The 15,007-nt window shown below is 35.6% G+C and carries 13 protein-coding genes and 1 pseudogene; 8 read left to right on the top strand and 6 right to left on the bottom strand.

Annotated features, from left to right (window positions below):
* Positions 1 to 1,394: HEAT repeat domain-containing protein (locus tag ACP6PK_RS10300; protein ID WP_426559528.1), on the top strand; the 1,394-nt coding region annotated here is incomplete at its 5' end.
* Between the two features lie 165 nt (positions 1,395 to 1,559).
* Here the strand turns inward: ACP6PK_RS10300 and ACP6PK_RS10295 are convergent.
* From ACP6PK_RS10295 to ACP6PK_RS10285, 3 genes and pseudogenes are all read right to left on the bottom strand, one after another.
* Positions 1,560 to 1,907 (bottom strand): type II toxin-antitoxin system PemK/MazF family toxin, encoded by a 348-nt coding sequence (locus ACP6PK_RS10295; RefSeq protein ID WP_426559527.1) that lies wholly within the window; start codon positions 1,905 to 1,907, stop codon positions 1,560 to 1,562.
* Entirely contained in the window at positions 1,894 to 2,079 is a 186-nt protein-coding gene (locus ACP6PK_RS10290) for a hypothetical protein (RefSeq protein ID WP_426559526.1), read from the bottom strand. Before ACP6PK_RS10290 ends, ACP6PK_RS10295 begins: the two co-directional genes overlap by 14 nt.
* A 98-nt stretch (positions 2,080 to 2,177) precedes the next feature.
* Positions 2,178 to 2,342, bottom strand: a pseudogene (locus tag ACP6PK_RS10285) (addiction module protein); the annotation flags it as partial.
* A 168-nt stretch (positions 2,343 to 2,510) separates the two neighbouring features.
* Between ACP6PK_RS10285 and ACP6PK_RS10280 the strand changes: the two are divergent.
* The 4 genes from ACP6PK_RS10280 (at position 2,511) to ACP6PK_RS10265 (ending at position 4,167) form a co-directional block, all read left to right on the top strand.
* Entirely contained in the window at positions 2,511 to 3,116 is a 606-nt protein-coding gene (locus tag ACP6PK_RS10280) for a hypothetical protein (protein WP_426559525.1), read from the top strand.
* A 132-nt stretch (positions 3,117 to 3,248) separates the two neighbouring features.
* Positions 3,249 to 3,323 (top strand): element excision factor XisH family protein, encoded by a 75-nt coding sequence (locus ACP6PK_RS10275; protein ID WP_426559530.1) that lies wholly within the window; start codon positions 3,249 to 3,251, stop codon positions 3,321 to 3,323.
* A 158-nt stretch (positions 3,324 to 3,481) separates the two neighbouring features.
* On the top strand, positions 3,482 to 3,835 hold the full coding sequence (locus ACP6PK_RS10270; protein WP_426559524.1) for an element excision factor XisH family protein: 354 nt from the start codon (positions 3,482 to 3,484) through the stop codon (positions 3,833 to 3,835).
* Positions 3,823 to 4,167 carry a XisI protein gene (locus tag ACP6PK_RS10265; RefSeq protein WP_426559523.1) on the top strand — a complete coding sequence of 115 codons (345 nt, stop codon included), beginning with the start codon at positions 3,823 to 3,825 and terminating at the stop codon, positions 4,165 to 4,167. The genes ACP6PK_RS10270 and ACP6PK_RS10265 overlap by 13 nt, the downstream gene beginning before the upstream one ends.
* A 418-nt stretch (positions 4,168 to 4,585) precedes the next feature.
* Here the strand turns inward: ACP6PK_RS10265 and ACP6PK_RS10260 are convergent, their stop codons facing one another.
* Together ACP6PK_RS10260 and ACP6PK_RS10255 are read right to left on the bottom strand one after the other, a co-directional pair.
* Complete coding sequence (locus tag ACP6PK_RS10260; RefSeq protein ID WP_426559522.1) at positions 4,586 to 6,367, bottom strand: DUF262 domain-containing protein; 1,782 nt, start codon at positions 6,365 to 6,367, stop codon at positions 4,586 to 4,588.
* A gap of 648 nt (positions 6,368 to 7,015) precedes the next feature.
* Positions 7,016 to 8,008 carry a ribose-phosphate pyrophosphokinase gene (locus ACP6PK_RS10255; RefSeq protein ID WP_426559529.1) on the bottom strand — a complete coding sequence of 331 codons (993 nt, stop codon included), beginning with the start codon at positions 8,006 to 8,008 and terminating at the stop codon, positions 7,016 to 7,018.
* 594 nt (positions 8,009 to 8,602) lie between these two features.
* Here ACP6PK_RS10255 and ACP6PK_RS10250 point away from each other — a divergent pair.
* From ACP6PK_RS10250 to ACP6PK_RS10240, 3 genes are all read left to right on the top strand, one after another.
* A complete protein-coding gene (locus ACP6PK_RS10250) occupies positions 8,603 to 9,058 on the top strand; it encodes a GatB/YqeY domain-containing protein (RefSeq protein WP_426559521.1) in 456 nt (151 codons plus the stop codon).
* Positions 9,059 to 9,710: 652 nt separating this feature from the next.
* Positions 9,711 to 11,654: a protein kinase domain-containing protein gene (locus ACP6PK_RS10245; RefSeq protein ID WP_426559520.1), complete on the top strand. Its 1,944-nt coding sequence runs from the start codon at positions 9,711 to 9,713 to the stop codon at positions 11,652 to 11,654.
* Positions 11,655 to 11,998: 344 nt separating this feature from the next.
* A complete protein-coding gene (locus ACP6PK_RS10240; RefSeq protein WP_426559519.1) occupies positions 11,999 to 13,450 on the top strand; it encodes an SdrD B-like domain-containing protein in 1,452 nt (483 codons plus the stop codon).
* A 522-nt stretch (positions 13,451 to 13,972) separates the two neighbouring features.
* Here ACP6PK_RS10240 and ACP6PK_RS10235 read toward each other — a convergent pair.
* The gene (locus ACP6PK_RS10235; protein WP_426559518.1) at positions 13,973 to 14,827 is read right to left on the bottom strand and encodes a WCX domain-containing protein; all 855 of its coding nucleotides are present in this window, start codon (positions 14,825 to 14,827) and stop codon (positions 13,973 to 13,975) included.
* Positions 14,828 to 15,007: the final 180 nt, after the last annotated feature.

The following is a 15,007-nucleotide window of genomic DNA, read 5'->3' as shown; positions in this document are numbered from 1 at the left end:
AAACTGTAATTCCAAGATTAATTCCACTCCTAGAAGACTCTGACAAAGATGTGCGTGAGAAAGCAGCAGAAATTCTAGGTGAAATAGGTTCTGAAACAGCAATTCCAAGATTAATTCAACTCCTAGAAGACTCTGACAAAGATGTGCGCGAGAAAGCAGTAGAAGTTCTGGGTACAATAGGTTCTGAAACAGCAATTCCAGCATTAATTAAACTCCTAGAAGACTCAAATTTTTTGGTGCGTTGGAAAGCAGTAGCAGTTCTAAGTAAAATAGGTTCAGAAAACACAATTGTTGAATTAACAAAAAAACTACAAAATGATCGCTTTGTCAACCAAAGTATATCTGAAACTATCGGCGCCATTCAAACCATCCAACAACGTCTTCAATACTACAAAAACACACCTATGTTCAATCCACTTTATCACTACGCCCTACTAATAGGAGTCGGCGACTGCAAATACCCCAACTGGTCACTTCCTGTCACAGTCAAAGACGTTCAAGCCATCAAATCATTCCTCATAAACCCCGACTTATGTAGTTACATTGACAATGAAAATTATCTCCGCTTCCTCTGCAATGAACAAGCAACAAAACAAAACATTTTAGACAACTTAAACTGGCTCCAACAACAAGCAAAAAACGACCCAGAAGCCACAATATTAGTCTATTATTCCGGTCATGGTTGGCTAGATGATTTAACCCAAAACTATTATTTAATCCCCCACGACACCGTTGCTAGAAACAGAAAGAAAACAGTATCAACAGCATTACCAGCAACAGAATTTAACAAAGCCCTCCAGCAAATATCCGCCCAAAAACTATTAGTAATTATAGATAGTTGTCACGCCCAAGGAATGGCAACCGCCAAAGAAACAGAGGAACTAGAATTACCCGATAACTTCAATCAAACTGCCCTCCCGAAAAACTTAATAGAAGACTTAAGAAAAGGAACAGGGCGAGCAGTATTCACCTCATCCACAGGAGAAGAAAAATCTTATTATCGACAACAAATGAGCATTTACACACAACATTTTCTGGAAGCATTACAAGGAGGAGGCAATAAACCAGGAGATAAAATTGTCACCGTTTCCAATCTTATGAATTATGTGAGCAAAACCGTTCCCGAAAGCGCTCAAAAATTAGGGGAAAAACAAACCCCCATATTCGACTTTTCCCAAACAGAAGATTTTCCCGTAGCGTTATTGCGTGGGGGTAAAGGTTTACCCGATGGCGGATGGGAGGAAGTTAAACAGGAAGCAGAAGAGAATATTCGAGCGGGGCGTGATGTTTATAATGCCGGGCGCGATATAGATACAGGAGATCAAATCGATCTTTCTCACAACACGGGACATATAACAATTACTGGTAGTGATATTGGTTCAAAACAAAATTAGTAGGTTGGGTTAGGCGATCGCTAATGAAGACCTCTCCCCAACCCCTCTCCTGCAAGGAGAGGGGCTATTCTCCCCATTCCCTTGCAGGGAAGGGGGCTAGGGGGTTAGGTTTAATTTAGGTTGAGTTGAGGAAACCCCAACTGAATAAATATTTAACAGCTTTATTTAAGGAATATTCAGAGAATTTTTTAATGCTTCTTGTACCAATACAAGAATTTCTGATGGTAAGTCTCCTATTTTTTTGTGAAAAACTGAATTGCTAACTGTAGCAATTTTATCTGCCCTAATTAATGAAGTTTTTTTTAAACCTGTTTGTAATAAATTGGGATGTTCTTCTGGAATTAATACCCATGTTGTTTGTAAATTATGATTAGTAACTTTCGAGAAAATTCCTAAAATAATTGCTTCTTCTCTATGAACTGCTAAAATTAGTGCAGGTCTAACTTTTGTAGAAGTTAAATCGCTAAAAGGGAAGCGAACTAACCAAATTTCTTGAGGTTTAGGATTCGACATTGTAAATATCTTCTTCTGGTTCGTTCCACTCTGAAAAACCTGTTTCTGCTAGTTGCATTATAGTGATTGTTTCAAGTCTTTCCTCAAGTTCTTCTATGAGAGTTATTTGTTCTTGAATAGGTAGCTGAAATATAAGAGCTTTTATTTCTTCTATAGTTGGATTTAGAGTCATATTTATATTGAGGTATAATTATTATCTTTAAAATCTTTAAAATAGACCAATCTGAGTATTAATATATTAACAGAAATATTAGGTAATAATTTTGTAGTTCATTTCCTATTTTTAATTCTTTGCTTAATTTCCTCCCAGTTTGAACCTATTTCTGAGTTTTGCTCATATAATTCCAAGCGATAATCTAGTTCTTGTTTTTGTGTTTCTGTTAGTTCAATTTCATCTGGCATATCGGCAATACTATTCCAGATATTTTCTATTAATTCTAGTCTTTCTCAAATACTCAGTTGTAATATTTGGTTTATTAGTTTAGTAGTCATAATTAAATTACTTAAATAGACTTATCTGGATTTTAACACATTATTAGCGATCGCTCCTTGCATCAATTATAATCTTATTAATAATGCTGTAAAATATTTGAGCTTAATATAATGAGATTATCCCTAATTATTGGAATTTCTAGTATATTTACAATTCTCCCTTTAGCATCAAACTTAGATGCAGCAGATATTCTATATCCATCATCAAAATCTTCATCAGAATTTACTCAAACTAATATTATTTATCTTGCCAATAACTGGTATAACTACAAGGCTAAAGACGGCAGTTATACAATTTATTTTCCCCAAAAACCGGAGGAGAAAAATTTATCTGTCAATACCCCTTTAGGAAAATTAAATGCCTTATTTGCATTCTATGAATATCCAGAAGAAAAACGAGTTTTTTTTATTTCTCACGTTAAATATCCAGTCGAACCGAGGGAATATAATGTGGAAAAAGGATTAGATGGAGCGCGAGACGGAGCGGCAAAAAATAGTAATTCTATAATAGTTAGTGAAAAGAGAATTAACTACAAAGGATTTCCAGGTAGAGAAATTATTTTACAGTCACAAAAAAGACCAGATTTAAAAACATTGGCAAGAATATATATCGACCCTAACGGACCAATATTATATAGTTTACAAGTAATTGCTGAAGATGGAAATTTAGAATTTCCAGAAGCTAAAGCTTTTTTAGATTCTTTTGTGGTTTTTTAGAGAGTAGGGAGTGAATTTAGAATTTATAATTCAGAATTTAGAGTAAATAAGGGTTTTTCTTTAAACAAGGATAAGTTGTTAATTTGAAGATAAAATTTAACTATAATAGTCCTATAATTTATATCAAAAGTAATGGCTGCTAAAGACCTATTTCATGGTGCTGTAAAACAAGCACTCCTAAAAGAGAATTGGATTATTACCGAATAATTAATAATTAATAATTAATAATTAATAATTAAATAGTTTTGGTTTAAAGCCTCCCCTTGGATAGGGAAAAAAAAGTGCTAGGATATTTCCTGATCTTCAATTCCGTAACGGTTTTAACCAGAGGTAATTATCAATTATCCATTATCAATTATCAATTAATGAAAGCAGATCCCCTAAAAATAAAAATTGAGGGAGTTAAGCTGGAGGTAGATTTAGGAGCAGAAAAAATTATAGCAGCTCAAAAAGCAGAGCAGAAAATAGCAGTTGAAATAAAAAGTTTTCTCAATACTTCAGCAATTACAAACTTTTATAATGCACTAGGTCAATTTTTAAACTATCGTTTAGCATTGCAAATGACTGAATCAGATAGAATACTTTATTTAGCAGTTCCTGTTGATACATTTGAATCATTTTTTCAAGAAAATTTTACTCAAGAAGCAGTCAAATTTTATCAAGTCAAATTGCTCATCTATAATCCTACTGAGGAGGTAATTATTGAATGGAAAAATTAGAAAATTACAGAAAAATAATCCGCAAATTATTGAATAATCATGCAACTCTAGAAGATAATAATTCCGATACAGAAATTGAGTGTCAAATTATTTGTGACACAGAAAATAACCATTATCAACTTCTAGATATTGGCTGGGATGGACTCAAACGAGTTTATAACTGTTTTATCCATCTAGATATTAAAGATGGTAAAATTTGGATTCAGCGAAATATGACTGAAGCCGATATAGCCCAAGATTTGACCAATATGGGAATACCAAAAGAGGATATTATTATAGGTTTACACCCTCCTTATAAACGTCCTTACACAGGTTATGGAGTGAGGGAGTGAGGGAGTAGGGGAGTGAGGGAGTGGGGGAGTAGGGGAGAATTCATTAATTGATAATGGATAATGAATAATGGATAATTACCTTTGCTTAAAACCGTAAGGGAATTGAATATAAGGAAATCTCCTAAGCTTTTTTTCTCTTTAAATAGAAGGTAATAAAGCCGGATTGATTAATTATTAATTATCAATTATCTATTGGTAAAAATATGAATAATTAACACTAACTGACTGATAATTATCAAAAAGGTATTTATTCGTATTAATTACTTACAATAGTTTTCAGATCAACCAACCAAATTAAAAAAATGATTACTCTCTAAGGACGTTCCATGGAACCTCCCTACTTTTTGGTCTACCTAGGAGTCTAACTAATAACTAATAACTAATAACTAATAACTAATAACTGATAACTGATAACTGACTATTCAGGAATATCCCAAACTTTTTTAGCTAATTGAGTCAACATTTCTTGCCGATTTTCTATTGCCTGAGAATCCCATTTTTCAAATGTCTTTAAATCTTTTACTGCTAAATCTATACTTGTATTTTCCCCAACAGAAATTTCTTCAGAAATAGTTCTAGTTAACAAAAATCTTGACTTTGTATAAGCTAATTTTTTCTCAGCAAAACTAGCATTAGTAAGAGCAGATTTAATCGAACTTTCTAATAAAGTCAGATTTCCTAAACGCTTACTATAATTTCCTATTTCAGTAGGTTTATCAAATTCTGTAATTACTTCTTTTATTGGATTTTCTGGTAAAACTTGTTCTAATTCTAATTTAAAAATATAATTTCTTAAATCATCAATTCCTGCTGCACTACCCCAAGCAGTTTCATCTATATGTTGTGTAAGTTTTGCCAAAATATATTTAATTTGATATGGCTGAAATGATGATTTATTCAGTTTAAGAAATGCCTTTTCAAATTTGTCTGCTACTTGTTGTTTACTAGGAATAATGTGGTTAGTAATAAACTGCTTAAAATCTTCTTGTGAAGTAATTTGACGTAATTCACTTGCCCATTTAAGAATCATACCATCAAATGCTTTTTGATTGCGCTCGCTAGTCAACATTGCCAAAAATAATAAATTTTCCACCTCTCTACATAGATCGATAAAACAATCTTGAGGCAATTTATTGACAGCTAAAAGTAAGATTAAATGCTGCCTAACATTGACACTAAGATTTCTAATATTTACTAAATAACGATTGACAGTTCCATCAAGATTATTACCTGCTAAAAATTCTACATAAGCTTGAGCTGAAGCAAGTAAATTATTTACAAATCGAATTGGTTCAGTTTTATATCCGCAGAGAGATTCATTTTTCAGGAACCAATTATAGACTTCTTTTTCGGCAATATAATTTCCATCTTCTGCATATTTTGCCAAGATAAAATAACGCAAAAAACGCATTGGTTTTTCTTGGGAATGATAGAGCAAATCTATCATTTTTTTCCATTTTACTTTAATTTTATCATAGTTTGTTTGTTTAGCTTTAGCAAAAATTAGATTTTTAAGTAAATCCATATCATCCAGAGGTAAACCTCGATGATTTAGAGTTGAATATATTTTTAAAGCATGGGAAACACTAGCTGTTTTGACTCGAATTAACTTAACATTTTTGAGAAAATATGCGTAAAACTTTTTCAGCTTAGAAACAGCAAGTTCATCTAGCTCAAATTTATCAGAAAGAAAATCTCTAATTTGAGCATAAGCATTCTGAATATTTTTAACAGAGCGAGTAGGAGCAACAAGTTCTAAATCTACTTGTAAAGCAATATTTTCGAGTATTCCTCGACTTTCCTCATATTGTAGTTCTACCCTATGTCTAAACTGGTCATTACCCCAGTTATCCGTATATAAAGCAGCAATCTTATTTTTTAATGCTTCAATACGTTCATTAGGATTAATAGTTAATAAATAATCCCGAATTGCACAGAGAACTAAATAAGCAGTAGTCATCCGTTGCTGCCCATCAATTACTTCATAAAATTTTTCTCCACGACTACAAACAATTATACTGCCAATAAAATACTCAGAATAAGTGTTTTGAATTTGTTCAGAAAATTCTTCATAAATGTCTTGAATAAATTCATTTACCTCTTTTGCTTCCCAAACATACTCCCGCTGATAATCAGGAATAACATAAAATTCATCAAATAACTTTTCTAAAGTCAAGTCTTGAGATTCGATAGTTGTCATATAATTACCTCAATCGAAGAAGGGAATAGGGATTCATTAATGGATAATGGATAATTGATAGTTAATAATTGATAATTACCTCAATGAAAACCTTAACGGAATTGAATATCAGGAAATATCCTAGCACTTTTTTCTCTTGAAATAGAAGGCTTTATACCTTGATTTTTCAGTAAGATTTTATCGTAGGGGTTTGGTCTCCAAACCCAGCCAAAGATTGGATTTGGAAACCAAATCCCTACAGTTTTTATCACAAATAATTTAAGATTAGTATAGTTAAAGAAAGTGAAGATTAATAATTTAATAATTTATAAATTATATCATGTCCGCTGGTATCGGAGCGTGTAAAAGTTGGGGAAATGTTTATCATATTTAAGGTTTTTCCTTTTCTTCTTTCTTCTTCCTTCTCTCCTAGATAACTAAAGCCTTCTTCCTTACCTTTTCTATAGATGCTACCGGACATGATATTATTAATTATTCGGTAAATGTGAAAATAACAGTAGAGTTGCCGAAGCAAACCCTACTGTCAATCAATTAACGTCACAAAAATTTTATCTCTATTAAATCTTCCTAAAGATTTTATACTTATTATTCTTCCCTCTCTGTAATTTTATGAGGGAAGAAATATCTAGTGTGCCAGAATAGTTAATTCTAGCGAAACATACTACTAACCGAAGTATCTTCGTGAATCCGCCAAATAGTCTCACCCAATAAATTCGCTACCGAAAGGACTGTCAGTTGAGGAAAGATATGTTCCTCATTGAATGGGATAGTATTAGTAACAATCACCTCTTCAAATATTCCCTTGGAAAGACGTTCAATAGCTGGGGGAGAAAATACTGCATGAGTAGCACAGGCATAAACTTGTCGTGCCCCATGTTCACGCAAAAGTCGCCCACCTTCACAAATAGTCCCACCTGTATCAATCATGTCATCTACCAGAACAGCAGTTTTGCCCTTAACATCCCCAATTATATTCAAGACTTCTGCCACATTGTGAGCTTGGCGACGTTTATCTATAATTGCCAAAGGGGCATCATCTAGCTTTTTGGCAAATGCTCTGGCTCTTGCCACCCCACCCACATCGGGAGAAACAACAACAATATCAGATAAATTTTTACTTCTTAAGTAATCTAAAATTACTGGTAAACCATAAACATGATCGAACGGAATATCAAAATAACCCTGAATCTGAGCAGAATGCAAATCCATTGCTAGAATACGGCTAGCTCCCGCCTCAGTAATTAAATTGGCCACTAATTTCGCAGTAATTGATTCTCGTCCAGCAGTTTTACGGTCTGCCCTGGCATAACCATAGTAAGGAATTACTGCAGTAATTTGTCTGGCAGAAGCACGACGACAAGCATCTACCATTATTAATAATTCCATTAGGTTGTCATTAACTGGACGACAACTAGGCTGAATTAAATAGACATCACAACCCCGAATTGATTCCTGAATTTGAACATATAATTCTCCATCAGCAAAGCGCTTACGCACCATTGGACCTAAGTCTAAACCTAGGTATCTAGCTACTTCCGTAGATAGAGGAACGTTAGCAGATCCTGAAAAAAGTCTTAGTCGATTATGATCGTTAGCAATAGCAGGCACAGGAGCCTGAATTGGTAAAGTAGCACGGATCACGGCAAGCCCTCGTAGCACCTTTATTAAAAAAGCAGTCAGCTCTCAGCAGTCAGCTCTCAGCAAGATTATTTTTTTTAAGTTTATAAAAGGATTTCAACCCCAAGCTAATAAAAGCTGGTAGCTGAATGCTAAAAGCTGATAGCTAGTTCATCGTGATCTTATCATCTCAAACCCAAAATATTCTTCCGTATTTTTATCGACAGAAAGATTATTTTATTACCAATATATCAAGGATTTTTGCCCGAATTAATCTGATTATTATGAAACATTTAGTAATAAAATTCAAGAACTCTTTGAAAAATTTAAAATCTCTTTAGAAGATCCTATTTTCCTGGTAATATAGTTATTCTGCAAGTCAAAAGTACAAATAAGTATTTGACGGAAAACCTTTATGAAGTCAGAAGTCAGAAGTTAGAAGTCAGAAGTAATCCCTGCAGCTCGTTTGAGCATTTATAAATGTCCGCGCCCTATTTGCGTAGCGCTATACAAAGATAGGGATTCAGAAGGTTTCAACTTGAATGGCCGTTTTCCTCCCCTTGTTTCCTGATAATTTGTGACATGATTTTAGAGTTAACTGTTATCAGGATTGGGATTATGAGTTTAAAGGACAAAATCACAGAGGAGATTAAAGCTGCGATGAAGGCCAAAGACAAGGTACGTCTAGAGACAGTTCGTAGCATCAAAAAAGTTATTCTAGAGGAGGAAGTCAATGCTAGGGCGGCTGGCAAAGAGTCTCTGACAGAAGCTCAAGAAATGGATATATTAGCAAGACTGGCCAAACAACGTCGGGATTCTATAGAACAATATACTCAAGTAGGTCGTCAGGAATTAGCAGATCAAGAAGCAGCAGAATTGGCCATTCTTGAGGAATATTTGCCAAAACAGTTATCTGATGATGAGATTGCTCAGGTAATAGATGAGATTATTGTCCAAGTGGGGGCTAGTTCTGCTAAAGATATGGGTAAAGTTATGGGCCCGGCAATGCAGCAGTTGAAAGGTAAGGCCGATGGTAAAAAAGTTCAAGAAATGGTTAAGAGTAAGTTAAATTAATAGTTAAACAGGAAGCTATAGTAGAATTCAGAATTCTGAATTTAGAATTTATCAGCTAAATTCTTGCTGTGCCTATATTTGAGAGGCTTGAGAATGTCTTAACCGCCTGGTCGCTGCTATATTCAGAATTCAGAGGTTAAATTCTTGCTCTGCTGTGACTATATTTGAAAGCAGAGGGGGGAGTTTCTCCCCTCAGAAAGAGAGGTTAGGTTTTACCAACAATTTTAGTCTAGACACGCTACTAGAGATGAGCAAAAAGATATATTTGGGCTTAACCCAAACTAAACAAGGATTTAACTTTAATTTAACAAAAGGTTTCTTAAAAATAGGTTTTGGAAGTATACTTTTGAGTAACTACTCCTTTGCCAAAACTTAGACTTTATTGAGCATCAATAGTCAGCAGCAATCAAAAATATTAATTAATAATGGCATGAAAATCTATTAATATTGTGAGCTAAGATGAAACTAAAAAATGTTACTTGATGGCTGAAATAGAATAAGTTAATAACAATATAATTAATTACGAAATAGAATGAATATGGGAGAAGAAATATCCCCTCTATAATAACAGTAATAGCCAATAATTAGATAACAAACCTAGTACAAAAAAATCTTTTAGTAACTAATATATTAAATCAAACATATTATTATTATGCAACTACCTATTGCCATTGGCACAATTCTACAAAACCGCTATCGCGTGATTAGTATTTTAGGTCAAGGCGGATTTTGTCGTACCTATCTAGCAGAAGATACAGGTCGTTTTAATGAACGTTGCGCCCTCAAAGAATTTATTCCCCAACAGACAAATGCTAATGCAGTAGCAAAATCTCAAGAACTATTTTCTCGCGAAGCAACAATTCTTTACCAAATTCAACATCCCCAAATTCCCAAGTTTAGAGCTACCTTTGAGGAAAATCAACGCCTCTTCTTATTACAAGATTACGTCGAAGGCAAAACCTATCGCACTATATTACAAGAGCGTCAAGTGACAAATAGTTTGTTGTCAGAAGTAGAAGTGCTAACCTTTTTAAGACAAATGTTACCCGTATTAGCTCATATTCACAATTTTGGCATCATTCACCGAGACATATCTCCAGACAATATCATTAGGCGTGAAAGCGACCAAATGCCAGTATTGATAGACTTTGGTGTAGTTAAAGAAATAGCCACAAAAGTTCAATCTCCCGACTTAACTGTACCTTTGACAAATGTAGGCAAATTTGGCTACGCTCCCTGGGAACAAATTCAATTGGGAAGAGCAACAGCAAATAGCGATCTATATGCTTTGGCAGTTACGACAGTTGTACTATTGACTGGAAAAGAACCCCAAGAATTAATCGATCAAACTACATTAACCTGGAATTGGCAACGGTGGGTAACAGTTAGTTCAGGGTTAGCTGAAATTATCGAGAAAATGTTAAGTCGTCAACCAGGCGATCGCTTCCAGTCTGTCACTGAAGTAGGACAAGCTTTGTCAACATTACCTGGTGTAAAATTTCAGCATTTACCTACTATTAACCAAGAACAAAATAACTTTTCTCCTTCCCAAGAAGTGACAGTAGGTGGAACTCAAAATCACAATACTAATAATGATAATGATAGCTTTTTTGATAATCATAAGTGGGGTGCAACTGCATTAGTGGCAATATTAGTTGTATTATGTGGGGTAGCTTCTTGGGGTGGAGTGAATTTTATCCTCAAGCGCAGACAACAACAACCTCAACTTGAGGAAGCAACTGAAATTAATCCCATACCAGTACCAACTTTACCAACTATCCCCCCTACTCCATCATCCCCATCTCCAACAGCTACATCAACATCATCACCATCACCTACGGTAACACCACCACCAATTGTTCCTGCACCATCCCCAACACCAGAAATAACAGTGACACCATTACCCACACCCTCTGCTATTTCTGAAACTCCACCAAAATTAGTTACCTCTGAGGAACGTCTCAATATATTGCCTGGGGAACCTATATCTATTGAGGGTAATTTGAAAGGGAATGAAACTATTAACTATATAATTTCTGGTAGTCAGGGGCAAAATTTGAATTTATTAGTGACAGGGGAAGGGGTATTAATGAGTATATTGGGAGCAGATGGGGGAGCAATAGATGAAGTTTCAGAGCAAGTATCTATTTGGAAAGGAAAGTTGCCCACAGATGGTGACTACAAAATAATTCTCACTCCTTTACCTGGTTTACCTGGTACTGACTATAAATTAGATATTAATTTAATTAATCCCATACCTAAATTTACTCCTACTGCTGAACCAGAAGCAACAGACTCACCTGTACCTACTACTATTCCAGAAGTAATAGACTCACCTGCACCTACTGCAACTCCAGAAGCAACAGACTCACCTATACCTACTACTGCTCCAGAAGCAACAGACTCAACTGTACCTACTGCAACTCCAGAAGCAATAGACTCACCTGTACCCATACCACTCAATAAACCTTCTAAGAAACAGATATTAAAACAATTTCCCATATCAACCCCACTTGAAAAACTCAATAAATCTCCAAAGAAACAAACAGCGACTCCAGAAGCAACGGAAACACCATTACCAACTGTTACAGAATAAACTTCATTGGAGGAGTCAGGAGGGAAGAGGAGGGAATTTAAAGCTATACAGATATGATATTTACCTAAAAAAAATTTAGCAGAAATTACAGCAATTTCGGAGTTAGTGAGGTACAAAATTTTTTTATTTGTTAAAGACTGGAAGTCTATTAGTAATTCTGGTAACACAAGCAGGATGCTTGTTACAGGCTGGAAGCCTGTGTTACAAATAAGCAGGATGCTTGTTACAGGCTGGAAGCCTGTGTTACAAATAACTGTACCTCACCATCCTCAAAAGTGCTGTAAGTCAACGAAACTTAGTATAATTTTAACTTGAACAGGACTTATAACCAGAAAAAATCAGGTATGTTTATCAACAAATTTACAGCTTTAATCATAACTGTGTTTTTAGGGCTAATATGTTTACTAATCAATCCTATGTCAGCACAAGCTGTAACATTTCCATGTAGCGCAGGTGAATTAGTTACAAACCCTGCTAATAGACACAATTATTGCTTAACAAATCCTGCTAAATGGACGGAAGCAGAGGCAGAAGCAATAGCAGTAGGAGGTAATCTCATAACGATTAATAATCAAGCTGAACAAGATTGGGTATTGCAAACATTCGGTAACACAAACCACTATTGGATCGGTTTCACTGATGAGAACATTGAAGGTAATTTTGAGTGGGTTAGTGATACAACAAGTTCCTATGAAAATTGGCTACCCGGTGAACCCAATAACGGTTACTCTTACGCTAACCAGAATTACGCAACGATGAACTGGAATGAAAAAGGTAGTTGGAACGACTTGAATAACAATGGTGTTTGGTCTAATTGCAATAATACATCTGAATTTCCCGATCAAGATGACTCTGTTGAAAATCCTGCTTCTGTTTGTGAGAGTGGGTTTCTGCCTCTAGCTGGTATTGTAGAAATCGAACCCACTAGCGGTGTAATTCAAGGGATGATCTGGAATGACATTAATGGTGATGGCGATCGCGATAATGGCTTAGAAATTCCTGTTGCCAATGTTAAAATTTATCTAGATTTGAATCAAAATGGCACGCTTGACGATGATGAACCCACCCAGACAACCAACTCTGATGGCGAATACATATTTACTGGTCTCGAAGCAGATACTTATATTGTGCGAGAAGTTAACCCCACTGGGTTTAAGCAGACTTATCCTGCTAAGGAAACTAAACCAGGTAATGGATATGCTGATGTAATTTTAGATTTCTCTGATAGTGGAGCTGGACCAATTCCAGGACCTTATGGCATTAATGGCGGTTTGCCAGAAGTGTTAGCAAAAAAACGATACAATATTGAAGTTGTTAGTCCAGATGTTGTTTTAGGAGCGCCTCCACCAAGTCCGGTAATTGTGAAAAATCCTGAAGTAGACTTTCTGACTTTACCAAGAGGCGCTTCAGTGACAGTAGGATTTAATGATGAAATGATTATTGATGGTCCTGGTGATGATATCTTGATTCATACTGTAGATAGACGTTTTGCTGCTAATGAAAATGCTGATATTTTTGTGAGTGCTGATGGAATTAACTTTACATTTCTAGGAAGGGTAAATGCTAGGGGTCGTCTGAATTTAGATTTAGCTTCGATTAGATTTAGTGAGGCAGTTAAAGCACTTAAGGTGGTTGGTGTGGATCAGTTAGGTGGTATACCAGGTTTTGATTTAGTTAGTGTGGAAGCTTTGCCAGGTAGTGTTAGTTATCCTGAGTTTCATACTATTACTCTAGACGAAGGGGCAACCGTTGAGAATATTAACTTTGGTATAGTGCTATGTCCAAGTCAAAAGTAAGATTTTATAGTTCATTATTGCAGTCCAGTAGTAGACTGACACACCTTAAATGGTGCAATAGATGTAGGTTGGGTTGTTTCGCTAACGCGACATGTAACGCCCTAGCGTTGCGTAGCATGGAACCAAAACCCAACAAAAATTTTGCTCCCCTACTCCCCTACTCCCTTACTCCCCCACTCCCCTACTCCCCTACTCCCCTACTCCCTTACTCCCCCACTCCCCTACTCCCTAATGCACTAAATTAGCTGTGTCGGTCCAGTAGGGTGCGTTAGACGGATAATATTTAGACTGTGAAAGGTATTTAAGAATCCGTCGTAACGCACCATTGAATATGTATCAGTTGGTCTAGTAGGGTGCGTTAAATCATTGGGGGCGGGTTTATCTAATCAAATGTGAAAATTCATTAATTTAACGGAGAAACCCGCCCCTACTATTGCAACAAAGCCATGAAACAATCCACTACAAAAGCTACAAAAGCTTAGTCAAAGCAAGAATTTAACTTCTGACTTTTAACTTCTGACTTTAGCTATAATGCTCCAGTGTTTCTAATAATTTTTCTTTGATACGCGATCGCAATTTTTCGGGAGATACTACTACACAGTCGCCTCCATACTGAAGCACTTCTCGGAAAAACCAAAACGTATTAGATACTCGCCTCACTACTCGTCGCACTCGTTTGTCACCTTCTAACCATTCTGGAGGGATAACATCATTAGACTTAGATTGATAAGCAAAAGCTAATCCTCTAAATAGGTGCATTTCTACCTCAATATAATCTAAACTGGGCAACCATTTTCCGTCTATCGATACAATGGCAGTTTCGGGAAGACGATCTAAACGCAGACTCCAGTTGTGCATTAGTTCCGGTATATCTAAGTTGCCTTCAGTTTCCTCGCACCAACATTCTAAATATTCCCGTTTTTCGCGTTGGTTAATTTCTGCATAACGAACGGTGAAATTCCACAAACGACTTGCTGCATCTTGATATGACAACTGAAAAGGTTGTTGACGACGGATATAACTATCAATTTCTAAACGCCAGGGAGGGGGTGAGTTATCTAAAAATTTTTCTATTTTTTGACGCTGGGGTATTGACAGTTCGCTACGCTCTAATAATAATTTAGCAACCATTTGAGCTTCCTCAGTTTTTCCCTGATCAGTCAAAATTCCCACTATCTTGACTAGGGTTTTAATGCGTAATTCTGACCAGTCATTGTTGGCAGCAATTTTGAGTTGACGACGAGCGATCGCTTCTATTAATCCAGAAATATTTGCACGTTCTCCCCACAGATAACCCCATTCTTGGGCCAGGGTTAACAATTCTGTTTTGTCTCTCTCGGAAATGGACAAAGTGATGGACTTACCTTTTCGACTCATTTTATACGGACACTTTTTAAGTATATATCTTGCATATTTCTATTTTCAGGGATTATTATAGGAATATCAATAAGTAACGGACACTTTATCAAGAAGGATAATTTACTTAAAGATTGGGTAAATAGTTTTATTGCGTATATCGCAATAGGAATTTTTGCTTAGTTTGATTTGGGAGAAAAT

Origin of the sequence: Dapis hubbardiae BLCC-M172 (assembly GCF_050016015.1) — a bacterium.
Lineage (GTDB): Bacteria > Cyanobacteriota > Cyanobacteriia > Cyanobacteriales > Microcoleaceae > Trichodesmium.
The sequence above is the reverse complement of the archived record's forward strand: the minus strand, read 5'-3'. Positions and strand labels throughout refer to the sequence as shown.

Coding starts and splice junctions, on each gene's coding strand:
- ACP6PK_RS10265 (WP_426559523.1), top strand. CDS start 3,823: ATGGAAAAATTAGAAAATTACAGAAAAATAATCCGCAAATTATTGAAT.
- ACP6PK_RS10240 (WP_426559519.1), top strand. CDS start 11,999: ATGTTTATCAACAAATTTACAGCTTTAATCATAACTGTGTTTTTAGGG.
- ACP6PK_RS10270 (WP_426559524.1), top strand. CDS start 3,482: ATGAAAGCAGATCCCCTAAAAATAAAAATTGAGGGAGTTAAGCTGGAG.
- ACP6PK_RS10260 (WP_426559522.1), bottom strand. CDS start 6,367: ATGACAACTATCGAATCTCAAGACTTGACTTTAGAAAAGTTATTTGAT.
- ACP6PK_RS10235 (WP_426559518.1), bottom strand. CDS start 14,827: ATGAGTCGAAAAGGTAAGTCCATCACTTTGTCCATTTCCGAGAGAGAC.
- ACP6PK_RS10290 (WP_426559526.1), bottom strand. CDS start 2,079: ATGACTCTAAATCCAACTATAGAAGAAATAAAAGCTCTTATATTTCAG.
- ACP6PK_RS10280 (WP_426559525.1), top strand. CDS start 2,511: ATGAGATTATCCCTAATTATTGGAATTTCTAGTATATTTACAATTCTC.
- ACP6PK_RS10295 (WP_426559527.1), bottom strand. CDS start 1,907: ATGTCGAATCCTAAACCTCAAGAAATTTGGTTAGTTCGCTTCCCTTTT.
- ACP6PK_RS10250 (WP_426559521.1), top strand. CDS start 8,603: ATGAGTTTAAAGGACAAAATCACAGAGGAGATTAAAGCTGCGATGAAG.
- ACP6PK_RS10245 (WP_426559520.1), top strand. CDS start 9,711: ATGCAACTACCTATTGCCATTGGCACAATTCTACAAAACCGCTATCGC.